Origin of the sequence: Schaalia odontolytica, from assembly GCF_009730335.1 — a bacterium.
In the GTDB taxonomy this organism is placed as follows: domain Bacteria; phylum Actinomycetota; class Actinomycetes; order Actinomycetales; family Actinomycetaceae; genus Pauljensenia; species Pauljensenia dentiphila.
This window is the reverse complement of the sequence record NZ_CP046315.1, coordinates 1,660,296-1,685,769: the sequence shown is the minus strand read 5'-3', so window position 1 is coordinate 1,685,769 and position 25,474 is coordinate 1,660,296. Positions and strand designations below refer to the sequence as shown.

Sequence of the window (25,474 nt, the reverse complement as noted above, 5' to 3'; positions counted from 1 at the left end):
AGCGGCTAGCTCAACGGCGGTGTCGTTGGCCTTACGGCCGACGGCGCCGCCGCTTTGTCAACTGTATGGAACGAAGGAAGTGGTGAATCGTGGCCGCGACGGATGAACTCGGTGCCCTGGGCCCCCTGCTGCAGGAATACGAGCAGGTCGAGGCGCAGATGGCGGATCCCCAGACGCTGGCGGACCCGCAGCTGATGCGCCGAGTCGGCCGACGCTACGCCGAGCTTGGCCGCGTGAAGGCCGCCGCCGATAGGCTCGCCTCCGCCTCGGGAGACCTTGAGGCCGCCCGAGAGCTGGCCGCCGAAGATCGCTCCTTCGCCGATGAGATTCCCGCCCTCGAGGAAGAGGAAGCGGCCGCCCACGAGGCGCTCGTGAAGATTCTGGCTCCCCGCGACCCCGAGGATGCGATGGATGTCATCCTTGAGATCAAGGCGGGTGAGGGCGGCGAAGAATCCGCGCTGTTCGCGTCCGATCTGGCCCGCATGTACGCCCGTTACGCGGAGGCGCACGGCTGGAGCGTCACCGAGATGAGCGCGACCCACACGGAGCTCGGTGGTTTTAAGGACATCACGCTCGCGATCCGCGCGAAGGGCACGCCCGCTCCCGACGAGGGCGTGTGGGCGCACCTGAAGTACGAGGGTGGCGTGCACCGCGTGCAGCGCGTGCCCGTCACCGAGTCGCAGGGCCGTATTCACACGAGCGCCGCCGGTGTCTTCGTCATGCCGGAGATCGAGGACGACGAGGAGATCGTCATCGACCCGAACGATCTGCGTATCGACGTCTACCGGTCCAGCGGTCCCGGTGGCCAATCGGTCAATACGACCGACTCCGCCGTGCGTATCACGCACATTCCCTCGGGTATCGTCGTGTCGATGCAGAATGAGAAGTCGCAGCTGCAGAACAAGGAGGCCGCGCTGCGTGTGCTGGCCTCGCGCCTGGCCGCCGAGGCGAGGGCAAAGAAGGAAGCCGAGGCCTCGGCCCAGCGTTTGTCCCAGGTGCGCACCGTGGATCGCTCGGAGCGCATCCGCACCTATAACTTCCCGGAGAACCGCATCGCGGATCACCGCACGGGCTTCAAGGCTCACAACCTGGACGCGGTCCTGTCCGGCGCGCTCGATGCAGTGATCGCTTCGCTGCAGGAAGCTGATGAGGCTGAGCGCCTGGCTGCCGCCGCTCAGTCATGATTGGAGGAGACATGGGGACGTGGTCCATCACGGACGCGCGTGCGTGGGCACGCGAACGTCTGACGGAGGCCGGGATCGACTCCGTTGATGCGGACTTACGTGAGCTGCTCGAGTGGGCGTGTGACGCTTCGTCCCAGTGGGACCTGCCGGCGGAGCTGAACGAGGACCAGGCTGAGAAACTGCGTTCGGCGGTGGGGGAGAGGGCCCTGCGCATTCCTCTTCAGCACATCACGGGTCGCATGTTCTTCCGTGGTTTGACCCTGGCCGCCCGCCCCGGTGTGTTCGTCGTGCGCCCGGAGACCGAGGTTCTTGCCGGCCTCGCGATTGACGAGGCGATGGCGGTCGTCGCCCGCCATGGTGAGGCTCGCGTCGTCGACCTGTGCGCCGGCTCCGGCGCGATCGGGCTGGCGGTGGCTACCGAGACCACCTGCACGGAGGTGTGGGCCGTCGAGAAGGAAGCCGAGCCCTTCGCCCTGGCCTGCCAGAACCGCGATGCTGTGGGCGTTCCCTGCCTGCACTTGGAGCGAGGCGACGCGACGGATCCGGCAACGCTCGCGCACCTGGACGGCATGGTCGACGTCGTCGTGACGAATCCGCCCTACGTGCCCGCCGACGAGATGCCCACGCAGCCCGAGGCCAGCGCTGATCCGCACGTCGCCCTGTACGGGGGCAGCCCGGATGGGACCGAGATCCCCGCGCGCGTCGCGCGTCGCGCGCTCACCCTCCTACGTCCCGGTGGTGTCCTGCTGATGGAGCACTCGCCCTCGCAGGAAGAAGCCATGGTCGCGATTGCCGCGCAGCTCGGAATGACGGACATCGCAACCCTGCCCGACCTGGCTGGCAGGCGTCGTTTCCTGAGCGCCCGCGCGCCCGAATCGACGAAGCCCACTGCATCCGTGACACAATGAACACGATGAGTACAGAGACGATCCTGAGCGCCGTTCCTTCGCTGAGCGAGGCCGACCTGGCGCGCGCCCAGCGGGAGCTGCGCGACGGCCATCTCCTCGTCGTACCCACGGACACAGTCTATGGCATCGGCGCGGACGCAGCCAACCCCGAGGCCGTCGCCGCCGTCCTGGCCGCCAAGGGCCGCGGACGGCAGATGCCGCCGCCCGTGCTCGTCGCGTCCGTCGACGCGATCGACTTGCTGTGCGTCGATATCCCCGAGGCCGCCCGTGCTCTTGCGCGCGCCTTCTGGCCCGGCGGACTCACCCTCATCCTGCGTGCCCGCCCCGACCTCGGGTGGGATCTGGGTGAAACCGGCGGCACCATCGGCGTGCGCATGCCGAACCAGGCGGCCCTCCTGCGCCTCTTGCACGACTTCGGACCGATGGCCGTCACCTCCGCGAACCTGACCGGTCAGCCCCCTGCGACCTCGGTTGAGCAGGCCGTCGGATACTTCGGAACCAGAGTGTCCGCCTACCTCGACGGTGGTCCCACCCAGGGTTCCACGGCCTCGTCGATCGTTGACTTCGCACACGAGACTCCCCGCGTGCTCCGCTTTGGGACCATCTCCCTGGATGACCTCAGTGCAGCCGCTGGCGTGCCCATCGCCCCCGTCGAAGGGGCCGCTTCGTGAAGGTCTACCTGCTGCTGGGCGCCATCGCGATGGCCCTGACGATCCTGCTGACGCCGGCCGTGCGCTGGGCGTGCCTGCAGTTCAATATCTTGCCGCCCCTGCGCGGACGCGACCTGCAAAAGAAGCCCATCCCGCGCCTGGGCGGCGTCGCGATGACCATCGCATTGATCGTCACCATGCTGCTTGCCTCGCGGATCCCCTACATGGCGCCACTCTTTACGACGACGGTCCCGTGGGCCGTCATGGCCGGCGCCGGTGCCATGTGCATCCTCGGCATCATCGATGACATCATCGAACTCGACTGGATGGCCAAGCTCGGTGGGCAGGTCCTCATCGCGGGTGGCATGGCTTTTGGCGGCGTGCAGCTGGCCTCCTTCCCGATTTTCGGCCTGACGCTCGGATCCTCCCGACTGTGGCTCTTCGTCTCCGTCTTCTTCATCGTCGGCATCATGAACGCCGTTAACTTCATCGACGGGCTCGACGGCTTGGCATCCGGCATGATTGCGATCGGCGCCGGATCCTTCTTCGTCTACTCCTACATCATCACCCGGCTCATGGGCGCGGCCTCCTACGCGACGACTGCCAGCCTCATCGTGATTGCGCTGCTCGGGGTGTGCGCCGGCTTCCTCTGGTTCAACTTCCACCCCTCCTCGATCATGATGGGCGGGGGAGCGGAGACGATGGGCCTCGTCCTGGCCGCCGCCGGCATCATCGTCACCGGCAAGATCGATCCGTCGCTGCTCGGTCGCCAGCAGATGATCGTGTCCGCGCTGCCGCTCATCCTCCCGCTGTCGGTCATCTTCATGCCCGTCCTTGACCTGGTTGTCACCTCGATTCGCCGCATGAGCCGAGGGAAGAGCCCCTTCGTTGCCGACCGCTCTCACTTCCACGACCGTCTCCTCGTTGCCGGGCACTCTCACCGCGGGGTCGTCGCGATCCTGTGGATGTGGACCGCCATTGTTTGTGTCCCCGCAGTCGGCCTCCTCGTCTTCGAGTGGTGGAGCGTCGCTCTCGTCGCAGTTACCGCTGCGGCTATCGGCGTGGCCATCACGACCCGAGAATTCCCCAAGGAAGAGACCACTCCTGAGGAGGTTTCCGCATGACATACGTGCTCGCCCTCGCCATGGTCGTCGTCATCGTTGCGGCGCAGTGGTTCTTCACGTCGCGCGCCCTGCGATCGCCCTCCCACTTCATCGGATGGGTGACCGGTGGATACGCGGCGAAGATCGCTCTGCTCGCCATCGGGCTGTACGTTCCGCGCGCGCTGGGCATGGACGTGAAAGTGGCCGCATTTGCCACGATCATCGCGATTATCGTGTCCTCGACCGTCGAGATGATGGTCATGATGCGCAAGCGCACGATGAACGTGGACGCGCCGAGCGACACTCAGTAACCCTTGCGCGCGCTAGGCGGCCCCTTCTCTGTATAGAATGGATGAGTTGCCCCGGCAGCAGACACAAACCAATGGAGTTGAGATGAAGGAGGCACATTCAGTGTCCGATCACGCGCCTGCTCGCCGCACCGCGTCCAAGCCGCGTTGGTATTGGGTGAGCCTCGCGATCCTTCTCATCGTCATCGCACTCACCGCTTACCCTGCGTTCACGCAGCACCCCCACCAGCCGGCCCTCGAGGACTTTTTCCCGACCGTGATTTTCGGTGAGGGAACGTTCTTTGAGTTCAACCGACTGACTCTCGCCCGCGTCATCATGGGCGTACTCGTCTCGCTCATCCTCGTCGCAGTCGCGCGCAAGCCTCAGCTGGTGCCGAGCCGCGGCCAGATGGCCGTCGAGGCAATCGCCGGTTACATTCGCGACAATGTTGCTCTCGACATGCTCGGCCCCAAGACCGGCCGCAAGTTCTCCGGCTTCATTGGATTCCTGTTCTTCGGCGTTCTCGCCATGAACATCGCCGGCATCATTCCCGGCATCAACATCGCGGCCTCGTCAGTCGTCGCCGTCCCGATGGTCTTCGCTCTCATCACGTACGTGACCTTCATCGGCGCGGGTATCTCCAAGCAGGGCGTCGGCGGTTTCTTTTCCTCGCAGCTTTTCCCGCCGGGACTGCCCGTCCCCATGTACCTGCTGATCACGCCCATCGAGTTCCTCTCGAACTTTATCGTTCGCCCCGTCACGCTGACCCTGCGTCTTCTGTGCAACATGATCTCGGGCCACCTCCTGCTGGGTATGACCTACTTTGGAACGGCGATTCTGCTCCACGAGCTCTCCGTCCTGTCTGCTGCGTCCGCGCTGACCGGTGCCGCCATGTTTGTCATGACGGGCTTCGAGGTCTTCGTTGCCTTCCTGCAGGCATACATTTTCACGATCCTGTCGACCGTCTACATCAAGCTTTCCGTCGAACATCACTGACCCCCAACGCCACCCGGCGTTACTAACAGAAGGAAACCACTATGGGAACCGCAGCATTCGCCTACATCGGCTACGGCCTCGCCACCCTGGGCCCCGGCCTCGGCATCGGCCTCATGGTCGGCAAGACCCAGGAAGCGACCGCCCGTCAGCCCGAGGTTGCCGGCCGTCTCTTCACCAACATGATCATCGGCGCCGGTATGGTCGAGGCCCTCGGCCTCATCGGCTTCGTTCTGCCGCTCATCGTTAAGTGATCGCCATGCACCAGATTGTCGCCGCGTCGGACCAGGAGGTCGGCGGCCTCGCCGTCATCCTGCCGCCGCTGTACGAGATTTTCTGGTCGGCTCTCGTTCTGCTTATCGTCCTGCTCCTCGTCGGACGCTACGCGCTGCCTCGCATCTACAAGACGATGGACGAGCGCGCCGCGAAGATCGAGGAGGGCCTCGGCGCCGCCGAGCAAGCAAAGGCCGATCAGGCGGCCGCTGCGCTCAAGCGCGAGGAGATCATTCGCGAGGCTCACGCTGAAGCGCACACCATCCGTGAGCGCGCCAACGACGAAGCCAAGGCCATTGTGGCCGCTGCCCGCCACGAGGCAACCAGCGAGGCCAACCGTATTCTCGAGGCCTCCGAGCGTCAGATCCTTGCCGAGAAGCAGGCTGCGCAGATCTCCCTGCGCTCCGAGGTGGGTCTGCTCGCCTCCGAGCTGGCAGAGAAGATCATCGGTGAACACCTCACCGACACGGCGCTGACTTCTCGCGTGGTCGATCGCTTCCTTGACGAGCTCGAGGCCGACAGCGCCCGGGTCGAGGAGAAGCGATGACACAGATGCGCACGATCGAGTCCGTCCCCTTTGCGAAGGAGCTGGCGGCGGCCCTGGCCACGCCCGGCACCGACCCAATGCGGGTTGCCGAGGATTTTTTCGGCCTGGCCGACCTGTTCAAGGAGAACACTCGTCTCGCGCGTGCAGCGACCGACCCGGCGCGGTCGGTCGCAGATAAGCAGGGGCTCGCTTCCAGCGCGTTCGCTTCGCACGTGACGGCTGCGGCGCTGTCCGTCGTGAATGCGGTCGTCGCCGACCACTGGCGTCATCCTGCGGATGTGGCGGACACGCTTGAGGTGCTCGGCATCCTCGGCGTGCTCAATGCCGCCGGTGCCCAGGGAGCTCTCGAACAGGTCCGTGAGGAGCTGTTCCAGGTGCGCTACTTCCTGGCACACCAGCGCGAGGTCCGCGTACGCCTGTCGGATACATCCAAGGGTGACGCACACGAGCGTGGAGATGTCGCGTCGAAGCTCTTCGGCGAGCACATCAGTATCTGGACGATGCGTCTCGTGCGTCGGGCGGTCGGACGCTCGAACCACGGTCGTCTGCTGCACAACCTGCGCCGCTACGCCCAGTGGGCAGCGACCATGCAGGACCGCCTCTTCGTCACGGTGGCCACGGCCACCCTGATGAGCGAGGCTCAGGTCGAGCGCCTTCGTTCCATCCTCTCGAAGCGCTACGGCACGGACGTTGACCTGGCGATCTCGATTGATCCCGAGGTCGTGGGCGGCTTCCGTCTGCGCGCGGGCATGACCGCGATCGACGCCTCGTTGGCCAGCCGCATCAGTGCAGCGCGCGACGCGATCGCCAGCTAGCACTTCTCGTACACACATTAATTTCTTTTACCTAGTTAGGAATCCTCATGGCTGACCTCAGCATCTCCCCGGAGGAAATCCGCGGAGCACTGGACTCCTTTATGGAGTCCTACCGTCCGGCGGACGTGGCCACCGAAGAGGTGGGTCACGTCATCGAAACGGCCGATGGTATCGCGCACGTCGAGGGCCTGCCCGGCACCATGGCGAACGAGCTGCTGCGTTTCGAGGACGGGACGCTGGGCCTGGCCATGAACCTCGACCAGCGCGAGATCGGCGCCGTTGTCCTCGGTGACTTCGGCGGCATCGAAGAGGGCCAGGTCGTGCACCGCACGGGCGAGGTTCTCTCGGTTCCCGTCGGTGACGGCTACCTGGGCCGCACGGTCGACCCGCTCGGCCGCCCGATCGACGGCCTCGGCGAGATTACGGATCTGGACGGGCGCCGCGCGCTCGAGCTGCAGGCCCCCGGTGTTATGGCGCGTAAGAGCGTCCACGAGCCCCTCGCGACCGGCCTGAAGGCCATCGACTCGATGATCCCGGTTGGCCGCGGCCAGCGTCAGCTCATCATCGGCGACCGCAAGACCGGTAAGACCGCGATTGCCCTCGACACGATCCTCAACCAGCGCGAGAACTGGAAGAGCGGCGACCCGAACAAGCAGGTGCGTTGCATCTACGTGGCGATCGGCCAGAAGGGTTCGACCATCGCATCGGTGCGCTCCACGCTCGAGGATGCTGGCGCCATGGAGTACACGACCATCGTGGCTTCCCCGGCCTCGGATCCCGCCGGCTACAAGTACATGGCCCCCTACACGGGTTCGGCCATCGGCCAGCACTGGATGTACCAGGGCAAGCACGTCCTCATCGTCTTCGACGACCTTTCCAAGCAGGCCGAGGCCTACCGTGCGGTGTCGCTGCTGCTGCGTCGCCCGCCGGGCCGCGAAGCCTACCCTGGCGACGTCTTCTACTTGCACTCCCGCCTGCTGGAGCGTTGCGCGAAGCTCTCGGATGCGCTGGGTGGCGGTTCGATGACCGGCCTGCCGATCATCGAGACCAAGGCGAACGACGTGTCGGCCTACATTCCGACCAACGTCATTTCGATCACCGACGGCCAGATCTTCCTGCAGTCCGATCTGTTCAACTCGAACCAGCGTCCCGCCGTCGACGTGGGTATCTCCGTGTCCCGTGTTGGTGGCGCGGCCCAGCCCAAGGCCATGAAGAAGGTCGCCGGTACGCTCAAGCTGACGCTCGCGCAGTACCGCTCGATGGCTGCCTTCGCGATGTTCGCTTCCGACCTGGATGCGGCGACTCGTCGTCAGCTGACCCGCGGTGAGCGCCTCATGGAGCTGCTCAAGCAGCCTCAGTCCACACCTTACGCGATGGAAGACCAGGTCGCCTCGATCTGGATGGGCACCAAGGGCTACCTCGATGACATCGAGGTCGAGGACGTTCTGCGCTTCGAGCGCGGCCTGCTCGACTACCTCCACGCGAACTCGACCGTGCTCGACACGATCGCGGCGACCGGCGACCTGACCTCCGAGACGGAGGAGGCGCTCAAGAACGCCGTCGAGGAGTTCCACCACCAGTGGATCAGTGCCGGACGTGGTGCCGCCGGACTCGAGGACGGCGAGGTCGTGGCTGAGCGTACCCGCGAGGAAATCTCGCGCGGTCGCACGAGCGAGAAGGCCTAAGCGATGGGTGGACAGCAGAGGATCTACAAGCAGCGTATCGCCTCGACGACGACGCTCGCGAAGGTCTTCCGCGCCATGGAGATGATCGCTGCGTCTCGCATTGGTGCGGCGCGGCGCGCTGCCACCGAGGCGGGGCCTTACGAAAAGGCCCTGACCCAGGCGGTCGCGGCGGTCGCGGTCCACACGGACCTTGACCACCCGCTGACCGAGGAACGCGAAGACACCAATCGCGTGGCCATCCTGGTCGTGGCATCGGATCGCGGTATGGCCGGAGCCTACTCGGCGACCATCCTGCGCGAATCGGAAAAGCTCATCGCGGACCTGCGGGAGGACGGCTACGAGCCCGTTCTCTACACCTTCGGTCGCAGGGCCTCGGCGTACTTCCGCTTCCGCGGCGTTGACATCGAACGCGAGTGGGAAGGGGAGTCGGATTCTCCGTCTCCCGAGACCGCGCGCGAGATGGCGAACGTCTTGCTCGAACGTTTCTTGGATAAGGACCCCGATACGGGTGTCGGTGCCCTGCACCTCGTGTACACGCGCTTCAAGACCGTCATGAGCCAGGTTCCCGAGGTGCGCCAGATGCTGCCGCTGACGGTTGTGGATGCCCCCGAATCGGACGAGGAGCGTGCCACCGAACGCGGCTTCGCGGACGATCTGTCCTCGGCCCAGCCGGAGTACGAGTTCATTCCGTCTGCGGAAGCTGTTCTGGACACGCTTCTTCCCCTGTACGTGGAGGCGCGTATCCACAACGTGCTCCTTCAGTCGGCAGCGTCCGAGCTTGCATCGCGCCAGCGCGCCATGCATACCGCGACGGACAACGCGAACGAGCTCATCACCAAGTACACGCGTCTGGCGAACTCGGCCCGCCAGGCGGAAATTACCCAGGAAATCACCGAAATCGTGGGCGGGGCCGACGCTCTTAACGCGAGCTAAGCCCTTCGAGACACGGAGTAACACCATGACTGATACACATGCAATCGCCGAGGGACGCGTCGCACGCGTCGTCGGCCCTGTCGTCGATGTCGAGTTTCCCCCGGACCGCATCCCGCCGCTCTACAACGCGCTGACCGTCGAGGTGAACCTCGCGGGCCAGGGTGAGGGCGAGTCGACCTTCACGATGACCCTCGAGGTCGCCCAGCACCTCGGTGACAACCTCGTGCGTACCATCGCGCTGAAGCCGACCGACGGCCTCGTGCGTGGCGCCCCCGTCACCGACACCGGCGCCCCGATCACCGTGCCTGTCGGCGACATCACCAAGGGCCACGTTTTCAACGTGACCGGTGATGTGCTGAACCTTGAAGAGGGCGAGACCCTCGAGGTCACCGAGCGCTGGCCGATCCACCGGCAGCCCCCGGCCTTCGACCAGCTCGAGGCGCGCACCAAGATGTTCGAGACCGGCATTAAGGTCATCGACCTGCTGACCCCCTACGTTCAGGGCGGCAAGATCGGCCTCTTCGGCGGTGCGGGCGTCGGCAAGACCGTCCTCATCCAGGAGATGATCCAGCGTGTGGCCCAGGACCACGGCGGCGTCTCCGTGTTCGCCGGCGTCGGCGAGCGTACCCGTGAGGGCAACGATCTCATTGGCGAAATGGAAGAGGCGGGCGTTTTCGACAAGACCGCCCTCGTCTTCGGCCAGATGGACGAGCCGCCGGGCACGCGTCTGCGCATCGCCCTGACGGGCCTAACCATGGCGGAGTACTTCCGCGATGTTCAGCACCAGGACGTCCTCCTGTTCATCGACAACATCTTCCGCTTCACCCAGGCGGGCTCCGAGGTCTCCACGCTGCTGGGCCGCATGCCCTCGGCCGTGGGCTACCAGCCCAACCTGGCTGACGAGATGGGTCTGCTCCAGGAGCGCATTACGTCGGCCGGCGGCCACTCGATCACCTCGCTGCAGGCGATCTACGTTCCCGCTGACGACTACACCGACCCGGCTCCGGCGACGACCTTCGCCCACCTGGATGCGACGACGGAGCTCTCCCGTGAGATCGCGGCCAAGGGTATTTACCCCGCCGTGGATCCGCTGGCTTCGACCTCGCGTATCCTCGACCCGGCCCTCGTCGGCCGCGAGCACTACGACGTCGCCACGCACGTCAAGGCCATCCTGCAGAAGAACAAGGAACTGCAGGACATCATCGCCATCCTCGGCGTCGACGAGCTGAGCGAGGACGACAAGGTGACCGTCGCGCGTGCTCGTCGCATCGAGCAGTTCCTGTCGCAGAACATGTACATGGCCGAGAAGTTCACGGGCGTGCCCGGCTCGACCGTGCCACTGTCGGAGACCATTGAGGCGTTCAAGCGCATCGCCGAGGGCTACTACGACGATGTTCCGGAGCAGGCGTTCTACAACTGCGGTGGTATCGACGACCTGGAGCGCAACGCTCACGAGCTGGCCAAGGAAGCCTGATGGCATCGGGCAAGTCCTTGCAGGTCGAGGTCGTCTCCCACGAGGGACGCCTGTGGCACGGCGCGGCTGCGTCCGTCCAGTTTCCGACGGTCGACGGAAGCCTCGGCGTGCTGCCGGGTCGTCAGCCCCTTCTCGCTCAGCTGAGCGAGGGAACCGTGACGGTGTCGCGGGCGGACGAGGTCGTGTCCTTCCAGGTCACGGGGGGATTCGCCTCAGTCGACTCGGATTTCGTCACGGTCGTGGCCGACCACGCTACAGTGGCAGAACAGTAATTCGACGCAACGCGAGGAGGACCTCATGAGCCTGATGACGATTGTGATCTGGTGTGCGGTTCTTCTCGCGTGCGTGGGGGCGATCCTGTGGGCGTACATGAATGTGCGCGCCCGCAGGATCGTTTCGCGTTTGGGGGCGTTCCGCTGTTGGTCGCGCCCGGACGTTCATTCGGGATGGACGGCCGGCATCGGCGTGTATGGCGTTGAGGAGCTGTCCTGGTATCGGCTGGTGGGGCTGTCCTTCAAGCCGGTGTATTCGATCCCGCGTCGGGGCATGGAGGTTTCGGCCCCGATCGCGCACTCGGCGGACGGTTCCGTCGTCGAAGTGCGCCTGGCGTATGGTGACCATCGTTACGAGGTGGCCGTGGAACGCTTGACATATTACGGATTGGTCTCCTGGGTGGAGTCCGGTCCTCCGCGCCTCGTGTGAGCAGGATTGGTAAGCTCGCGGGGTGCGTATTGTTATTGCAACCTGTACCGTTGATTATTCCGGTCGTCTGAGCGCCCACCTGGATCCCGCTAAGCGCGTCATCATGCTCAAAGGTGACGGCTCGGTCCTCATCCATTCCGAGGGCGGTTCCTACAAGCCGCTCAACTGGATGACGGCTCCCTGCACGGTCTCGATGGGGGATCCCGGCGAGGACGAGGAGGGTGTCGAGCAGGTCTGGACGGTTCAGGCAGACAAGACTGACGACAAGCTGATCATCCGCATACACGAGATCATCGCGGATGTCACCGAGGACCTGGGTGTCGACCCCGGCCTCGTGAAGGATGGCGTCGAGGGGCACCTGCAGGAGCTTCTCGCGGAGCAGGTGCCCCAGATCCTTGGCGAGGGCTGGGAGCTGGTGCGCCGCGAGTTCCCCACACCCGTGGGCCCGGTGGACCTCATGGTGCGCGACGCCGACGGCAATCACGTGGCGATCGAGGTGAAGCGTCGGGGCGGCATCGACGGCGTCGAGCAGCTGACGCGCTACCTGTCGCTGCTGGGGCGCGATGCGCTTCTGGGCGACGTGACCGGTATTTTCGCGGCCCAGGAGATCACCAAGCAGGCGCGCACCCTCGCCGAGGATCGCGGTATCCGCTGCGTGGTGCTGGACTACGACGCGATGCGCGGGGTGGATGACCCCGAGTCTCGACTTTTCTGATGGAGGCATCCCGTCGGGTGAGCCTGGGGAGAATCATCGCCCAAGGACTCGTCCCTGCGACCGCAGAGCGTTCCCCGCTGGACGCCGTTGAGAATCTGGCGGCACTGCAAGGTCAGCAGGCGAGCGCGATCCCCTGGGCGATTGGCGTGCGCTGCGCGGGTGTGTCGCGCGCTCGCGTCGAGGAGTCGTTCGCGCGTGGTGAGCTGGTTCGATCTTGGCCAATGCGCGGCACCGTTCACGTGACGAGCGCCCGCGACCACCATTGGCTGCGCCGACTGCTGCGTCACCGCCGCGCGTCGTGGGAACGCCAGGCGTTTTCTCTGGGCCTCACTGATGCTCTCGTCGAGCGTGCGGCGCAGGTCGCGTGTGACCTGCTGGAGACCTCGCCCCTGGGAGTTAGCCGCGCCGAGCTTGTCGAGGCGTGGGGCAGTAATGGGATCGATACAGTGACGGCTTCTTCCTCACAGGACGGGCTACGGCGCCGACACCTCATCATGCGCCTCCATGTGGATGGTGTGCTCACCGCGGGGCCCGTGCGCGCGGGTGAACACCTGATCGTTGACGCGCGCTCACTTCCGGCCGCCCCCGGGGTCGCGAAAGGAGAGCCCGGACACGAAGAAGCCCTCGCGGTCCTGGCAGCGCGTTACGCCTGGGGGCACGGTCCCGTCGACGAGGCCGACCTGGCTAGGTGGACCGGGTTGACTCTCACCGAAGCGCGTCGAGCGTTGGCTGGAGCGTGCGTGGCGGGGGAGAGCATGGGCCTTCCTCTTGCAGCATTTGGAGCCGGTCTGGCTCGCGCGGATCTCACAGATCTCGTGGAAGACTTCCGTGCTGAGGCGGAGGCGATGCTCGCGCTGCCCTCGTTTGATGAGCTGCATGTCGGTTACAAGGACCGTTCCTGTCTGACGGACGAGGCGGGCGAGGCTTTGATCTGCCCGGCGAAGAACGGGATGTTCCGTCCGATTGCTGTTGCAGGTGGACGCGTGGTTGCCGTGCGTGCTCCCGGCAGCCAGGTTGTGGCTGCCGACGGCTGCGGAGCCTATGAGGAATCGGCGCGACGGGCGTTCGGCGACTGGGAGAAATGGTTGTTTGAGACGCAGCAGTGAAGTGTCATTTGTGCCACAATTAATGCATGACTACTTCTGTGTTGCGTGGCCGTCTGGTTCTGGAAGATACCGTTGTTGAGGACGGAATTATCGAGTTCGACGGCGCGACTATTACCCGTGTGTGTCCCGTTTCTGAGTACGAGGGCGAGGTGCCCGAGGCCAGCGATTCGACCTACCTGCCCGGCCTCGTCGATGTGCACTGCCACGGCGGCGGCGGAGAATCCTTCCCCAACGCTGAGACCGTCGAGGCCGCTCTCGTTGCTGTCCTCGAGCATCGCCGTCACGGCACGACCTCCCTGGTCGCATCCTGCGTGACCGCCTCCGCCGAGGTGCTGCGTGCGCGTGCGAAGACCCTGGCTAAGCTGGCGAAGGCCGACGAACTCGCCGGCATCCACTTCGAGGGTCCCTTCGTCTCCCACGAACGCTGCGGCGCCCAGGACCCGACCTACATCGTCGATCCCGACGCTGACCTGACGCGCACCCTCATCGAGGACTGCCAGGGATACGCACTGTCCATGACGCTGGCCCCCGAGAAGCCGAATGCCTACGGCCCCGGCTCGGTCGCCGAGGCCCTCATCGACCGGGGAGCGCTGCCTTCCTGGGGGCACACTGACTCCAACTCCGTGAAGGCTCGCGAGGCCCTGGCCTACTCGCGCGAGCGTTTCGCGCAGGTGGAGACCAAGCGCGGCCCACGTGCGACGATCACCCACCTGTTCAATGGCATGCGTCCGCTGCACCACCGTGACACCGGCCCGATCGCCGAGTTCCTCTCGGACGCCGCTCGCGGAGGTGCCGTCGCCGAGCTAATCTGCGACTCCGTCCACGTCGATCCGTCCCTCGTTCGTGACGTGTACGAATTGGTCGGCCGCGAGCACGTCGTTCTCATCACCGATGCGATGGCGGCCGCCGGCATGGCCGATGGTGAATACACGCTCGGCCCCCAGGACGTCATCGTGAAGGACGGCGTCGCTCGCCTGGCTCGCGGCAACTCCATCGCGGGCGGCACGGCGCACCTCATGGACTGCGTGCGCGTAGCCGTCACCAAGGGCGGGATCCCGCTCGTTGACGCCGTGTACATGGCCTCCGCTCAGGGAGCCACGATTCTGGGCGACGACACGATCGGCTCGCTGGCGGCCGGAAAGAAGGCCGACATTGTCGAGGTTGACTCTGACCTCGACGTGCGCCGCGTCTGGCGACGTGGCACTGTGGTTGAGTGAGAGGCAAACGTAGCAAGAAACGACCGTGGGGCGAGGCGCGTCCATTGCAGATGGAACGCCTCGCCTCCGTGCCGCGTATGGAACGCGGCCCTGACGGGGGCGATTATCAGGTGCGCCGCCTGCCCGGTTCGGAGAAGGTTTACACCTGCCCGGCCTGCTTGCGCCCGATTCCCGTGGGCACAGCGCACGTGGTTGCGTGGCCCGAAGAAGCTCCGTTTGGCCTGCCTCAGGGAGTCGAGGCACGCCGTCACTGGCACTTGGAGTGCTGGCGGCGAGGACTGCGTCCCCTGTGACGCGCGGATGTGATGCATCACTGCCCCGCGTGCGAATTCGGCCGTCATCGGGGTGAGCACGTAAAGTGGAGCCTGAAGAATGCCAGCAGTGTGGGTGTTGGACGTGAGGAGCAACCGTGGAACTCTTTAAGCGATACGTGGCGGCAACGTCGATGGGCGTTGTGGCTCTCGTATGCGTGCTCGTCGGGCTGCTCGGTGTGACCGTGCTGCGGCCGCCGACGCATCAGGTCTCGTCGGTCGTGTCTTCGACCGATCTGATCATGACGCGCGGCAATGTGCTGTCGATCGTGAAGGACGATGTGACGGTCACGGCGACGTCGAAGTCGGGTGCACCCGTGACGCTGAGCATCGGCACTACGCAGGACGTCAAGGGCTGGATTGGCGATGCCGCCTACACCGAGGTCATCGGCGTGGAGTCCGACCGTACGAAGCTGAAGGCCGAATCGCACGATGCGATCGGCCCGTCTCGCGTCCCGTCGCCCACCCCGGCCCAGTCTGGCGCACAGTCGGGCGTGCAGTCCGGTGCGCAGCCCCTCGCGGAGCCGTCGTCCGCCGATCTGGTCCAGCAGCTTGCCTCCTCCGACATGTGGTTCAAGCAGGCCAGCGGTGAGGGCACCGTGAGCCTGGAGCTCGAGAACGTTCCGTCGGGCCGTTCCGCTCTCGCCGCCTCGGCCGCTGGCCCCAACGACCTCACGCTGACGCTGACCTGGAAGGTCGAGCAGACCAACACCCTCGCGATCGTCGCGTTCCTTGCCGCCTGCATCTTCGCGCTGATTGCCCTCGCGCTCTTCCTCACGCGCTGGCAGCTCCTGCGTCTGCGCAAGATTCGCGAGGCCCGCATCGAAGAGCGCCGTAAGGCCGACTCCCTCGAGACCTCCTCGATCAACTCCGCCGCCGTCGCCGAACGCATCGCCGCTGCCCGCGAGGCTGCCCCGGCCGCCGTGGTGGCATCCGAGCCGGCAAAGGCTGACGAGCCCTCCGTGGAAGAGTCGGAGCAGCGTGAGGCTGACGCCGACGACCAGCACGCAGACAACGCTCCTACGTGGGGCGCCGCCGCCTTCGCGTCCGGCAAGAATGAGGCCGAGGACGACGAAGCTCCTGTCGCAGAAGCCGACGAGATGGTGGCTGAGGACAGTGCCGAGGCCGAGCCCGCCGATGAGGCCCCCGTGGATCCCGCCGAGGCCTCGGACGACAACGCTGAGCAGGCACAGCCTATCGTTGGCATCTCCGAGGAGTACGTCCCGGACCCGCTGACCGATACCTTTGAGCGTCGTGGCCGCCACGGCCTCGACAATGGTCTGATCGACCAGGATCCGCCGGAGCGCGCCACGACTGATACCGGCGTCATCGACCTGTCCGGTATTCGTGGTGGTCGCACGCTGCCGTCGCGCCGCGCGCTGCGTGAGGCCCGCAACAACGGTGAGCAGGTCGTCGTTGTCGATGGCCAGGAATTCAACACGGGCCTCATCCCGGTGACGCGTCCGCGCGCTACCGAGCAGGCTCCCGCGCCGACGGCGGCACCCGATGACGACGCGTCCTCGACGGGCGGCTGGACCTCGATCATGTCCGGCTGGCTGAAGGACCGCCAGGAAGGTAAGTGATGAAACGACGCACCCTCGCCGCCGCTGCGGCCGCCCTGCTCATGACCTCTGCTCTGGGAATGAGCGCATGTTCGAACGAGATCGTCGCCCAGTCGGGTGAGGAGGCACAGAGCGCCGCCAACCTCGACCTCGAGCGCATCTCCTCCGTGCTCGACGCGACCGGTAAGGCCATGACTACTGCGGATGCGTCGATGGACGCCTCGGACCTGTCGGGACGCGTCTCGCAGGGTGCCCTTGCGTACCGCACTGCCCAGTACGCATACGCGAAGGCCTCGGGCCAGACACCGCAGGCCCTTGACTTCACGCCGGCCTCGCTGGCCATCACGAACTCCGACTCGTGGCCTCGTGCGATCTTCAACATCTCCGAGTCTTCCTCAACAGCCCTGCCCGTGGTGCAGGTCTACGTGCAGGATTCCGCGCGTTCGGACTACCAGCTGACGAACTATGCGCGCCTCCTGGGCGGTACCCAGCTGACGCTGCCCCCTGTGGGAACCGGCTCGGCCTACGTGACCGGTACCTCCGAGGGCTTCACGGTGAGCCCCGAGGCGGCGCTCGCTCAGTACATCACGATGCTGAACTCCGGCACCCAGGACACCACGCAGTTTGTCGCGGACGACTTCACGAAGACCTACCTGTCGAACGTCACTGATCTGAACTCCTCGGTGAGCGCTGCCGGTAGCGTGACCGCCGCGGCCACGGCGACGGACTACCCGATTTCCGGCCTGGTTCTCCAGGACGGTTCGGCACTGGTTGCGGCCAACTTCACGTTCACGCTGACCTACCAGCGCACGGTCGCGGGTGCGACCATGAATCTGGGCGGTAAGACGGCGACGATGAGTGCTGACGGCACGACTGTCGAAGGCACCGCTACTGCGGAGTACCTGGCGACGATCCTGATGCGCATTCCGTCGAAGACTGCGGGGGGAGTACCCCAGATCGTTGGTGGCGAGTACACCATTGTGTCCGTGACGCTCGATCCTTCGTCGAGCCCGGGCTGATTTTCACCCACAGCGCACACGTCGTCCCCGCGGCTTAGAGTCGTGGGGACGACGCATATCATCGTTCGTAGTAACAACCGTTCGACGAAGAGGAAACCATGACGACGCCTGACCCTCGTCCCGTATCCGTGGCGACGCCCATGCCCGCAGACTCGCACGGTGCCGTCGACCTGTCGGCACGCGCGAGCGCGCCCACACCCGCGGAGTCTGCCGCTCCCGTAGCGGGGGAAGGGCTGCACATCCCGCTCATCACCACCACGGACGAGGAGAACTTCCAGGACGTCATGTCCACGTCCCAGGCCGTGCCGGTCATCATGGTCATGTGGTCTCCGCGCTCGCTCGAGTCCAAGCCCACTCTGGCCATGCTCGAGGAGATCGCGCGCGAGCAGGCGGGTAAATTCCAGCTGGTCGAGGTCGACATCGACCAAGCACCCGCGATCGCCCAGGCGTTCCAGATCCAGGGCGTGCCCACGGTCGTCGCCCTCGTCGGCGGACGTCCCGTTCCCCTCTTCCAGGGTGCAGCCTCTAAGGAGCAGGTGCTCCCCATCGTCACGCAGGTTTTGGACGCCGCAGCGCAGATGGGCGTCACGGCGCGTATCGCCGTAGCCGCCGAGGACACCGTCGCCCCCACCCCGCCCGAGCACGAGGCACCCCTGGCCGCCGAGGCTGCAGGAAACCTCGACGAGGCCATCGCCGGCTGGCAGAAGGTTATCGAGCTGAATCCGCGCGACGAGGACGCGAAGTCTCACCTGTCCCGCGTGCGACTGGCGGCCCGCAGCGCGCAGGCCGACGCCACCGATCCTGCCGCACACGCGGACGCGCTGTTCGCCGCGGGCGACGCCGCCGGAGCTTTTGACGTGCTGCTAGACCTGCTCGCAGCCTCCACGGATGCCGAGGAGCGCGACGCGCTGCGCCTGCGTCTCCTGGATCTCTTCCGCGTTGCCGGTTCATCCCCTGAGGTCTCCAAGGCGCGCACGCGCCTGGCGATGCTCCTCATGTGATATCGGCGGGTCTTAGCCACGAGCACACAACGGATCAGGCCGGAGCAGGAATCCCTGCTCCGGCCTCGTCGTATCAGCTTACGGCGTCAGCGCACCTGCAAGGCGGGCACCAGCCACACGGCGCCCATCGGTGGTACGCGCAGTTGTAACGAGAGGGGAAACCGTCACGCCGCTGAAACCTAACCCCGTAATAGGAGGGGAATGAGAGTACATGCGTTCTGTTGACACTGGGACTGACAGGCTATTGCGGTGAGTGGTGTTTAAGCCTAGGGGTGCGGTGAATGCGAAGTAAAGTCATGTGATTGGCAAGTGACTTTTGATTATGTTTGCGTGGGAAATGAGCGATGTGTGGAGAAACTGATCTAGTCTCAAGAGTGAGTCATGAAAGCGTCTTGACATCCTGTAGGATATCTCGTTAAAGTAAAAGTGACAATGAGGTCCAAAGAAGGGTTATCTGACATGAAAACAAAAATGCGACCGTTCGTCAGTCTTTTTCTTGTCGTGGGCATGATTGGTGTTGTTGCGCCGGCGATCGCTTCGGTGTATGCCGCTTCGCCTCTCGGCATTCTGAAGAACTGCGCGTACTACTCGGAGAGTGGACACTGCGTCGACTGGTACCCCAATGAGTGGACATGTTATAACATCTGGAATCGTCCTCATGAGGATTACCAGATTGCGCGATGCTTGGCTTGGTTGGGCTATGGTTCGAGGGGGTAAAATCGGTGAAGTGGTTAATTATTGCTATCGTCTTCGTTGTAGTCGTCGTGTGGTACGGATGGCATTCCACGCACAACGAGCTGACGAAGAAGATTGACCGGGAGACCGACCCGGAGGCCAGGCGCGAACTGATCAAGCTGCAGGGGCAGATCGACCGGGGGAGGGCGGGCTTCTAAACACTCGTTCATACTGCCGCGTACCCCAGCTTGGCTCCTTGACGACGAGGCAACAGAGGAGGCCGGAGCAGGAATCCCTGCTCCGGCCTCCTTGTATCAGCCTACGGTGTCAGCGCGCCTGCGAGGCGGGCACCAGCCACACCGCGCCCAGCGGCGGCACGCGCAGCGACGCGGAGACCGGGCGGCCGTTCCACGGGGTGTCCTCGGCGATAATCGTGCCGACGTTGACGACGCCCGAGCCGCCGAACTCCTCGGAGTCCGTGTTCAGGATCTCGACCCACTCGCCGCCGAAGGGCAGGCCCACGCGGTAGCCCTCGTGCGGGTTGCCGGCGAAGTTCGAGATGCACACGACGACCTCGCGGTTCCCCGCATCGTCCGATCCCTTACGCAGGTAGGAGATTAGGTTGTGGTCGCCGTCCGAGGCGTCGATCCACTCGAAGCCCGTGTAGTCGTCGTCCCACATGGCGGGGGAGGAGGTGTAGATCTTGTTGAGGCGCTCCACCAGAGCCGCGACGCCGGCGTGACCCTCCTGATCCAGCAACCACCAGTCGAGGGAGTAGGACTCGTTCCACTCCTGCTCCTGACCGATCTCCTGGCCCATGAAGATGAGCTGCTTGCCCGGGTGGCTCCACTGGTAGGCATACAAAGAACGCAGGCCCGCCAGGCGCTGCCACTTGTCGCCGGGCATCTTCGAGATGAGCGAGCCCTTACCGTGCACAACCTCGTCGTGCGAGAGCGGCAGCACGTAGTTCTCGGAGAAGGCATAGACCAGCGAGAAGGTGAGCTCGCCGTGGTGCCAGCGGCGGTTGACCGGATCCTCGCTCAGGTAGCGCAGGGTGTCGTTCATCCAGCCCATGTTCCACTTCATGCCGTAGCCGAGGCCGCCGCCCGAGGTCGGGGCAGTCACGCCGGGCCATGCCGTGGACTCCTCGGCGATCATGATGATGCCGGGATGACGACGGTACGCGGTCGCGTTGGCTTCCTGGATGAACTCGATGGCCTCCAGGTTCTCGCGGCCACCGTACTGGTTGGGCCGCCACTGGCCGTCCCTACGCGAGTAGTCCAGGTACAGCATCGAGGCCACAGCGTCGACGCGCAGGCCATCGATGTGGAAGTCCTCGAGCCAGTACAGGGCGTTGGCGACCAGGAAGTTACGCACCTCGCGGCGGCCGAAGTTGAAGACGTAGGTGCCCCAGTCGGGGTGCTCGCCGCGCAGCGGGTCCGGGTCCTCGTACAGCGGGGTGCCGTCGAAGCGGGCCAGCGCGAAGTCGTCCTTGGGGAAGTGGGCGGGGACCCAGTCCAGGATGACGCCGATGCCCTCGCGGTGGAAAGCGTCCACCAGGTAGCGGAAGTCGTCCGGGGTGCCGTAGCGCGAGGAGGGCGCGTAGTAGGAGGTCACCTGGTAGCCCCACGAGCCACCGAAGGGGTGCTCGGCCAGCGGCATGAACTCCACGTGCGTAAAGCCCATCTGCTTGACGTAGGGGACCAGCTCGTCGGCCAGCTCGCGGTAGCCCAGGCCCTGACGCCAGGAGCCCGCGTGGACCTCGTAGATGGACATGGGGCCGTCGTGCACGTTGCGCTCACGGCGAGCCTGCATCCACTCCTGGTCGCTCCACTCGTGGAAGTAGTCGGTGACGACCGAGGCCGTGGCCGGGGGAATCTCGGTGGCGCGGGCCATCGGGTCGGCCTTCTCGAACCAGTTGCCACCGGGGCCCTGGATCTCGAATTTGTAGCGGGCGCCGACGCCGACCTCGGGAACGAAGATCTCCCACACGCCGGACGAACCCAGCGAACGCATGGAGGTCTGCGTGCCGTCCCAGTAGTTGAACTCGCCGACGACACGCACGGCGCGGGCGTTGGGAGCCCACACGGCGAAGGCGGTACCGGTGGTCTCGCCCAGCTCGTCGGTGTAGGTCTTCACGTGGGCACCCAGCACCTTCCACAGGTCCTCGTGGCGGCCCTCGGAGATCAGGTAGGTGTCCATCTCGCCCAGGGTGGGCAGGTAGCGGTAGGGATCGTCGCGCACGGTCGTGTCCTCGCCGTAGGTGACGGACACGCGGTAGGCGGTGATCTCCTTGCCGGGCAGGGCCGCAACCCAGATGCCGCCGCGCTCGTGCGTGGCAGCGTATGCACCGGTGGGGGTGATGATGTCGACCGCGTCGGCCAGGTGCGCGACGACTCGGATGGTGACGCCGTCGTCACCGAGGTGGGCGCCCAGCACAGAGTGGGGCGAGTAGTAGGAGCCTGAGGCAACGGCGTCGAGAATGTCGTCATTGACCGGGATCGGCGTAAGTTCGAAGCTCATGGATTTTCCTTACTCCAGAAGGGTGAACCGCTCAGTTCACTGGTGTTAATAAGTCTAACGTCTGACAGGCAAAAAAGGGAGCCGGGTCTCATATTGGCGGGGTTATGGAGGGGTGTCGTGCGCCCGGTGCGGTGACGTGGTTGCGCCGGGCGCACGATCCTCGTTAGGCCTGTGCCCAGGGTGAAGAATGCGCGGGCTCGACCTTGAAGACGTGGCCGAGGCGCGTCACGGGGGACAGTGACACCCAGTTGGACGAGCCCCACACGTAGGAGCGTCCGTCCAGCTCGTCGACGACCGTAATGTGACCACCCGGGGTGGCCAGGCCCATCGCCTCCAGATCGAGCTCGACCGTGGCGTCCACGCCGTTGTGCGGATCCAGGGAGATCACGCAGATGACGGTGTCGGGCTTGCCGTCTGCCGTGAACTTTCCGGGCACCTGACGCGAGAACGCGATGAGGCGATCCGAGGACGTCGGGTGGATGCGGATCTGGTGGAGCTGGCGCAGTGCAGGGTGCTTGGCTCGCGCGGCGTTGAGCAGCGTGAAGAGACGCGAGATGCCGATCGGCTCGGCGTCCTCCCAGCGGCGGGGGCGGAACTCGTATTTTTCGTTGTCGTTGGGTTCCTGGTAGGTGCCGCGGGGCTCGTTCTCGACGAATTCGTAGCCGGAGTAGATGCCCCACGTGGGCGCCCCCAGGGCTGCGAGCATCGCACGGATCGCGAAGATGGCCGTGCCGCCGTCCCACATCTGCGGGGTGAGGATGTCGTGCGTCGTGGGCCAGAAGGTCGGGCGTATGAGGTGTGCCGTCTCTTCGGAGACCTCGCGCAGGTACTCCTCGATCTCCTCCTTCTCGGTCCTCCACGCGAAGTACGTGTAGGACTGGTCGAAGCCGATCGCGCCGAGGGTACGCATCATGGCGGGGCGCGTGAAGGCCTCGGCCAGGAAGAGTGTGCCCGGGTACTGAGCCTTGATGTCGGCCAGCAGGCGCTCCCAGAAGGGGATGGGCTTCGTGTGCGGGTTATCGACGCGGAAGATCGTCACGCCGTGGTTGATCCACAGCTCGATGACGTCGCGCACGGCCTGGTAGATGCCCTCCGGGTCGTTGTCGAAGTTCAGGGGGTAGATGTCCTGGTACTTTTTCGGCGGGTTTTCCGCATACGCGATGGTGCCGTCGGCGCGGGTCGTGAACCACTCGGGGTGCTCCTTGACCCACGGGTGGTCGGGGGAGCACTGGAGGGCCAGGTCGAGAGCGACCTCCAGGCCGAGGCCTCGGGCGCGCTCAACGAAGCGGTCGAAGTCGTCGAAGTCGCCGAGCTCGGGATGGATGGCGTCGTGGCCACCCTCGGGGGAGCCGATGCCGTAGGGCGAACCCGGATCGCCGGGAGCGGCCTCCAGGGAGTTGTTCTTGCCCTTGCGGTGCGTCGTGCCGATCGGGTGGATCGGGGTCAGGTAGACGACGTCGAAGCCCATGCCGGCGATGCGCGGCAGGTCCTTGGCGGCGCCCGCGAGAGTGCCGGAGACCCACGTGCCGTCGGGGCGCTGGAAGGCGCCTGCGGAGCGTGGGAAGATCTCGTACCATGCGCCCGCCAGGGCCTTCGTGCGGGCTACATCGAGCGGGTAGACGCGGGAGGAATCCAGCAGGTCACGCAGCGGGTGGTCGCGGAAGATCAGGCGCACGCGCGAGGAGATGCCCGCGGAGAGGCGCTGCTGGGCGGAATGGCTGGTGTCGCGCAGGCGGCGCGCCGCGTCGGTCAGGACGTCAATGTCCGAGGCCGGGGGGCGCTTCTGGGAGGGGTTGCCGTAGGCGGTGCCTTCGGCCGCGCGCTCCATGAGGTGGGCGCCCTCCTCGAGCATGAGCTCGACGTCGACGCCGGCGCCGACCTTCACGGTCGCGTCGTGGCGCCACGACGCGTAGGGATCCGACCAGGAGTCCACGCGGAAGGACCATGCGCCGGGGGTGTCGGCGGCCACCCAGGCCTCGTACCGGTCGAGGCCGGGGGCGATGTCCACCATGCGCGTGCGGGAGTATTCACCCCCGTCCGGGCGCAGCAGGACAGCCTCGGCGGCGAATGCGTCGTGTCCTTCGCGGAACACGGTCGCACGAATGGGGAAAGGCTCGCCTTCGGTCGCCTTGGCGGGAAGTGTGCCGTCTTCGATGACGGGGAACACTTCAATGATCGGGATACGGGGCAACAGTTTCTCGCTCACGAGACCCACAGTAGCCTATGGATGCGCGCGCGTGAAAGTGAGGCCCATGCCTCGGCGCTCAGGTCGATGCCCATATGTTCTGTCAGGATGTCAACTGTCGGCCTAAAGGGCGGAATTTCACCAGAAAAGACGGAGGCTAGCCCCTGAGTGTCCAGGAACTACCCTCCGTTGAGAAGATCAACGCTCAGCTGCCGCTGTTCTGCAGCCCCGCCATGACCGCACCACCAAAGAGGAGGAACGCCAGGATCGTCGCAACGACACCGATGATCTGCCAGATGAACATGGCGCGCGCGAAGTTGCGCTTCGCAGGCGAGCCGCCCGAACCGAAGGCGAGCACGAGCATGTAGATGAAGCCGACCAGTGGGATGCCGGCGACGAACAGCGTGAGCATCCACGAGCCGACGGAGTCGTCGGGGTGCTCGGGGAACTGGTTGTATGCCATGAGTATCTCCAGGAAGGTGTGGGATCAGTAGTCCATCTGCATGGCGGTGCGCACCTCGGACAGGGTCTGGTCGGCCTGTTCGTTGGCGCGCTCGTTGCCTGCGTGCAGGATGGACAGCAGGTAGTCCTCGTTCGCGATGAGCTCAGCGCGGCGCTCGCGCAGGGGAGCGAGCATCTCGTTGAGGGACTCGGTGACGAGGGACTTGAGCATGCCGGCGCCCGCATCGCCGATACGGTCCGCGATCGCCTCGGGAGCCTCGCCTGTGGCCAGGGAGGCCAGCATCAGAAGGTTGGAGACCTCGGGACGGCCCTCGGGATCGAAGGTGATGCGGCGCTCTGCGTCTGTCTTTGCCTTCTTGAGGATCTTCGCGGTCTCGTCCGCGGTCATACGAAGCTCGATCGTGTTGCCGCGCGACTTCGACATCTTCTGGCCGTCCGTGCCCAGCAGCAGCGGGACCTCGGACAGGAGGGCCTCAGGGCGGGGGAAGACGGGGCGCTCGGGGGTGGCGCGGCCGTAGCGTTTGTCGAAGCGCTGGGCGATCAGGCGAGCCTGCTCCAGGTGGGGGAGCTGGTCCTGGCCCACGGGTACGATATTCGCCTTGCAGAAGAGGATGTCGGCGGCCTGGTGGACCGGGTAGGTCAGCATGAGGCCCGTCATTGCGCGGCCCTCGGTGGCCTCCAGCTCGGCCTTCACGGTCGGGTTGCGGTGCAGCTCCGACTCGGTGACCAGGGAGAGGAAGGGCAGCATCAGCTGGTTGAGTGCCGGAACCGCCGAGTGGTTAAAGATCGTGGAGCGCTCAGGGTCAATGCCCGCGGCCAGGTAATCGGCGACGAGGCCGAGGACGCGCTCACGGATTGGACCTACGCCGTCGCGGTCGGTGATCACCTGGTAGTCGGCGACCAGAACCCAGGTCTCAACGCCGCGGTTCTGCAGGAGCACGCGGTTACGCAGCGTGCCGAAGTAGTGGCCCAGGTGCAGGTGGCCGGTCGGGCGGTCACCCGTGAGGATGCGGAAACGCGAGGGGTCCTGGTCAATCGCCAGGTCGATCTCGGCGCTGCGGGCCTTCGAGCGGGCCAGCGAGGCATCAGAGGTTGCGGTTTCCAGGGCATCTTCACTGCGAGTCATGCGTGAATCCTATCCAA

General features: G+C 65.4%; 26 protein-coding genes. 22 read left to right on the top strand and 4 right to left on the bottom strand.

All coding sequences use genetic code 11. The features are described 5' to 3' along the window. Positions 1 to 89: 89 nt before the first annotated feature. The 22 genes from prfA to FOC40_RS07250 all read left to right on the top strand — a co-directional run bounded on the left by prfA (position 90) and on the right by FOC40_RS07250 (position 19,379). A complete protein-coding gene (prfA, locus tag FOC40_RS07355; RefSeq protein ID WP_003795115.1) occupies positions 90 to 1,184 on the top strand; it encodes a peptide chain release factor 1 in 1,095 nt (364 codons plus the stop codon). Next, on the top strand, positions 1,181 to 2,092 hold the full coding sequence (locus FOC40_RS07350; protein WP_003795117.1) for a N5-glutamine methyltransferase family protein: 912 nt from the start codon (positions 1,181 to 1,183) through the stop codon (positions 2,090 to 2,092). Before prfA ends, FOC40_RS07350 begins: the two co-directional genes overlap by 4 nt. Further along, on the top strand, positions 2,089 to 2,763 hold the full coding sequence (locus FOC40_RS07345) for an L-threonylcarbamoyladenylate synthase (protein WP_003792936.1): 675 nt from the start codon (positions 2,089 to 2,091) through the stop codon (positions 2,761 to 2,763). Before FOC40_RS07350 ends, FOC40_RS07345 begins: the two co-directional genes overlap by 4 nt. Beyond that, positions 2,760 to 3,866 (top strand): MraY family glycosyltransferase, encoded by a 1,107-nt coding sequence (locus FOC40_RS07340; protein WP_003795119.1) that lies wholly within the window; start codon positions 2,760 to 2,762, stop codon positions 3,864 to 3,866. The genes FOC40_RS07345 and FOC40_RS07340 overlap by 4 nt, the downstream gene beginning before the upstream one ends. Then, positions 3,863 to 4,156: a hypothetical protein gene (locus FOC40_RS07335; RefSeq protein ID WP_003795121.1), complete on the top strand. Its 294-nt coding sequence runs from the start codon at positions 3,863 to 3,865 to the stop codon at positions 4,154 to 4,156. The genes FOC40_RS07340 and FOC40_RS07335 overlap by 4 nt, the downstream gene beginning before the upstream one ends. Positions 4,157 to 4,238: 82 nt before the next feature. Then, the gene (gene atpB / locus FOC40_RS07330) at positions 4,239 to 5,129 is read left to right on the top strand and encodes a F0F1 ATP synthase subunit A (protein WP_196773345.1); all 891 of its coding nucleotides are present in this window, start codon (positions 4,239 to 4,241) and stop codon (positions 5,127 to 5,129) included. A 41-nt stretch (positions 5,130 to 5,170) separates the two neighbouring features. Then, the gene (gene atpE / locus FOC40_RS07325; protein ID WP_003792932.1) at positions 5,171 to 5,380 is read left to right on the top strand and encodes an ATP synthase F0 subunit C; all 210 of its coding nucleotides are present in this window, start codon (positions 5,171 to 5,173) and stop codon (positions 5,378 to 5,380) included. 5 nt (positions 5,381 to 5,385) lie between these two features. Beyond that, on the top strand, positions 5,386 to 5,946 hold the full coding sequence (gene atpF / locus FOC40_RS07320) for a F0F1 ATP synthase subunit B (protein WP_007589435.1): 561 nt from the start codon (positions 5,386 to 5,388) through the stop codon (positions 5,944 to 5,946). After that, positions 5,943 to 6,761 (top strand): F0F1 ATP synthase subunit delta, encoded by an 819-nt coding sequence (locus FOC40_RS07315; protein ID WP_003795126.1) that lies wholly within the window; start codon positions 5,943 to 5,945, stop codon positions 6,759 to 6,761. Before atpF ends, FOC40_RS07315 begins: the two co-directional genes overlap by 4 nt. 47 nt (positions 6,762 to 6,808) lie before the next feature. Beyond that, positions 6,809 to 8,446, top strand: coding sequence for a F0F1 ATP synthase subunit alpha (gene atpA, locus FOC40_RS07310; protein WP_003792929.1), 1,638 nt, complete (start codon positions 6,809 to 6,811; stop codon positions 8,444 to 8,446). A gap of 3 nt (positions 8,447 to 8,449) precedes the next feature. Continuing rightward, positions 8,450 to 9,379 carry a F0F1 ATP synthase subunit gamma gene (locus FOC40_RS07305; RefSeq protein WP_003795128.1) on the top strand — a complete coding sequence of 310 codons (930 nt, stop codon included), beginning with the start codon at positions 8,450 to 8,452 and terminating at the stop codon, positions 9,377 to 9,379. 25 nt (positions 9,380 to 9,404) lie between these two features. Then, on the top strand, positions 9,405 to 10,853 hold the full coding sequence (gene atpD, locus FOC40_RS07300) for a F0F1 ATP synthase subunit beta (protein WP_003795130.1): 1,449 nt from the start codon (positions 9,405 to 9,407) through the stop codon (positions 10,851 to 10,853). Beyond that, the gene (locus tag FOC40_RS07295) at positions 10,853 to 11,125 is read left to right on the top strand and encodes a F0F1 ATP synthase subunit epsilon (protein ID WP_003792926.1); all 273 of its coding nucleotides are present in this window, start codon (positions 10,853 to 10,855) and stop codon (positions 11,123 to 11,125) included. Before atpD ends, FOC40_RS07295 begins: the two co-directional genes overlap by 1 nt. 25 nt (positions 11,126 to 11,150) lie before the next feature. Continuing rightward, positions 11,151 to 11,555: a DUF2550 family protein gene (locus FOC40_RS07290; protein ID WP_003795132.1), complete on the top strand. Its 405-nt coding sequence runs from the start codon at positions 11,151 to 11,153 to the stop codon at positions 11,553 to 11,555. A gap of 22 nt (positions 11,556 to 11,577) precedes the next feature. Next, positions 11,578 to 12,270, top strand: coding sequence for an endonuclease NucS (nucS, locus tag FOC40_RS07285; protein WP_034512357.1), 693 nt, complete (start codon positions 11,578 to 11,580; stop codon positions 12,268 to 12,270). Beyond that, positions 12,270 to 13,376 (top strand): DNA glycosylase AlkZ-like family protein, encoded by a 1,107-nt coding sequence (locus FOC40_RS07280; protein WP_003795135.1) that lies wholly within the window; start codon positions 12,270 to 12,272, stop codon positions 13,374 to 13,376. The genes nucS and FOC40_RS07280 overlap by 1 nt, the downstream gene beginning before the upstream one ends. Positions 13,377 to 13,402: 26 nt before the next feature. Continuing rightward, positions 13,403 to 14,593 (top strand): N-acetylglucosamine-6-phosphate deacetylase, encoded by a 1,191-nt coding sequence (locus FOC40_RS07275; protein ID WP_003795137.1) that lies wholly within the window; start codon positions 13,403 to 13,405, stop codon positions 14,591 to 14,593. Positions 14,594 to 14,643: 50 nt separating this feature from the next. Continuing rightward, complete coding sequence (locus FOC40_RS10695) at positions 14,644 to 14,886, top strand: hypothetical protein (RefSeq protein ID WP_165477724.1); 243 nt, start codon at positions 14,644 to 14,646, stop codon at positions 14,884 to 14,886. Positions 14,887 to 15,038: 152 nt separating this feature from the next. Further along, positions 15,039 to 16,487 carry a hypothetical protein gene (locus FOC40_RS07265; protein WP_003795141.1) on the top strand — a complete coding sequence of 483 codons (1,449 nt, stop codon included), beginning with the start codon at positions 15,039 to 15,041 and terminating at the stop codon, positions 16,485 to 16,487. After that, positions 16,487 to 17,485, top strand: coding sequence for a hypothetical protein (locus FOC40_RS07260; RefSeq protein ID WP_003795143.1), 999 nt, complete (start codon positions 16,487 to 16,489; stop codon positions 17,483 to 17,485). The genes FOC40_RS07265 and FOC40_RS07260 overlap by 1 nt, the downstream gene beginning before the upstream one ends. Before the next feature lie 98 nt (positions 17,486 to 17,583). Further along, entirely contained in the window at positions 17,584 to 18,486 is a 903-nt protein-coding gene (locus FOC40_RS07255; protein WP_231125985.1) for a tetratricopeptide repeat protein, read from the top strand. Between the two features lie 680 nt (positions 18,487 to 19,166). Further along, entirely contained in the window at positions 19,167 to 19,379 is a 213-nt protein-coding gene (locus FOC40_RS07250; protein WP_003795149.1) for a hypothetical protein, read from the top strand. A gap of 109 nt (positions 19,380 to 19,488) precedes the next feature. On the opposite strand, the gene glgB is transcribed toward FOC40_RS07250, so the two are convergent. The 4 genes from glgB to trpS form a co-directional block, all read right to left on the bottom strand. Next, entirely contained in the window at positions 19,489 to 21,684 is a 2,196-nt protein-coding gene (gene glgB / locus FOC40_RS07245; protein WP_003795151.1) for a 1,4-alpha-glucan branching protein GlgB, read from the bottom strand. Positions 21,685 to 21,847: 163 nt separating this feature from the next. After that, complete coding sequence (locus FOC40_RS07240) at positions 21,848 to 23,890, bottom strand: maltotransferase domain-containing protein (RefSeq protein ID WP_039929569.1); 2,043 nt, start codon at positions 23,888 to 23,890, stop codon at positions 21,848 to 21,850. Between the two features lie 184 nt (positions 23,891 to 24,074). Continuing rightward, positions 24,075 to 24,332: a hypothetical protein gene (locus FOC40_RS07235; RefSeq protein ID WP_003792912.1), complete on the bottom strand. Its 258-nt coding sequence runs from the start codon at positions 24,330 to 24,332 to the stop codon at positions 24,075 to 24,077. Positions 24,333 to 24,356: 24 nt separating this feature from the next. Beyond that, entirely contained in the window at positions 24,357 to 25,457 is a 1,101-nt protein-coding gene (trpS, locus tag FOC40_RS07230; protein WP_003795157.1) for a tryptophan--tRNA ligase, read from the bottom strand. Positions 25,458 to 25,474: the final 17 nt, after the last annotated feature.

Bases quoted from the DNA above. Each gene is read 5' to 3' on its own strand.
- atpE (WP_003792932.1), top strand. From the start codon at position 5,171: ATGGGAACCGCAGCATTCGCCTACATCGGCTACGGCCTCGCCACCCTG.
- FOC40_RS07315 (WP_003795126.1), top strand. From the start codon at position 5,943: ATGACACAGATGCGCACGATCGAGTCCGTCCCCTTTGCGAAGGAGCTG.
- FOC40_RS07335 (WP_003795121.1), top strand. From the start codon at position 3,863: ATGACATACGTGCTCGCCCTCGCCATGGTCGTCGTCATCGTTGCGGCG.
- FOC40_RS07235 (WP_003792912.1), bottom strand. From the start codon at position 24,332: ATGGCATACAACCAGTTCCCCGAGCACCCCGACGACTCCGTCGGCTCG.
- trpS (WP_003795157.1), bottom strand. From the start codon at position 25,457: ATGACTCGCAGTGAAGATGCCCTGGAAACCGCAACCTCTGATGCCTCG.
- FOC40_RS07275 (WP_003795137.1), top strand. From the start codon at position 13,403: ATGACTACTTCTGTGTTGCGTGGCCGTCTGGTTCTGGAAGATACCGTT.
- atpA (WP_003792929.1), top strand. From the start codon at position 6,809: ATGGCTGACCTCAGCATCTCCCCGGAGGAAATCCGCGGAGCACTGGAC.
- FOC40_RS07290 (WP_003795132.1), top strand. From the start codon at position 11,151: ATGAGCCTGATGACGATTGTGATCTGGTGTGCGGTTCTTCTCGCGTGC.
- FOC40_RS07260 (WP_003795143.1), top strand. From the start codon at position 16,487: ATGAAACGACGCACCCTCGCCGCCGCTGCGGCCGCCCTGCTCATGACC.
- FOC40_RS07295 (WP_003792926.1), top strand. From the start codon at position 10,853: ATGGCATCGGGCAAGTCCTTGCAGGTCGAGGTCGTCTCCCACGAGGGA.
- FOC40_RS07280 (WP_003795135.1), top strand. From the start codon at position 12,270: ATGGAGGCATCCCGTCGGGTGAGCCTGGGGAGAATCATCGCCCAAGGA.
- FOC40_RS07250 (WP_003795149.1), top strand. From the start codon at position 19,167: ATGCTTGGCTTGGTTGGGCTATGGTTCGAGGGGGTAAAATCGGTGAAG.
- FOC40_RS07350 (WP_003795117.1), top strand. From the start codon at position 1,181: ATGATTGGAGGAGACATGGGGACGTGGTCCATCACGGACGCGCGTGCG.
- FOC40_RS07305 (WP_003795128.1), top strand. From the start codon at position 8,450: ATGGGTGGACAGCAGAGGATCTACAAGCAGCGTATCGCCTCGACGACG.
- FOC40_RS10695 (WP_165477724.1), top strand. From the start codon at position 14,644: ATGGAACGCCTCGCCTCCGTGCCGCGTATGGAACGCGGCCCTGACGGG.
- FOC40_RS07345 (WP_003792936.1), top strand. From the start codon at position 2,089: ATGAACACGATGAGTACAGAGACGATCCTGAGCGCCGTTCCTTCGCTG.
- atpF (WP_007589435.1), top strand. From the start codon at position 5,386: ATGCACCAGATTGTCGCCGCGTCGGACCAGGAGGTCGGCGGCCTCGCC.
- atpD (WP_003795130.1), top strand. From the start codon at position 9,405: ATGACTGATACACATGCAATCGCCGAGGGACGCGTCGCACGCGTCGTC.
- atpB (WP_196773345.1), top strand. From the start codon at position 4,239: ATGAAGGAGGCACATTCAGTGTCCGATCACGCGCCTGCTCGCCGCACC.
- glgB (WP_003795151.1), bottom strand. From the start codon at position 21,684: ATGAGCTTCGAACTTACGCCGATCCCGGTCAATGACGACATTCTCGAC.
- FOC40_RS07265 (WP_003795141.1), top strand. From the start codon at position 15,039: ATGGGCGTTGTGGCTCTCGTATGCGTGCTCGTCGGGCTGCTCGGTGTG.
- FOC40_RS07255 (WP_231125985.1), top strand. From the start codon at position 17,584: ATGACGACGCCTGACCCTCGTCCCGTATCCGTGGCGACGCCCATGCCC.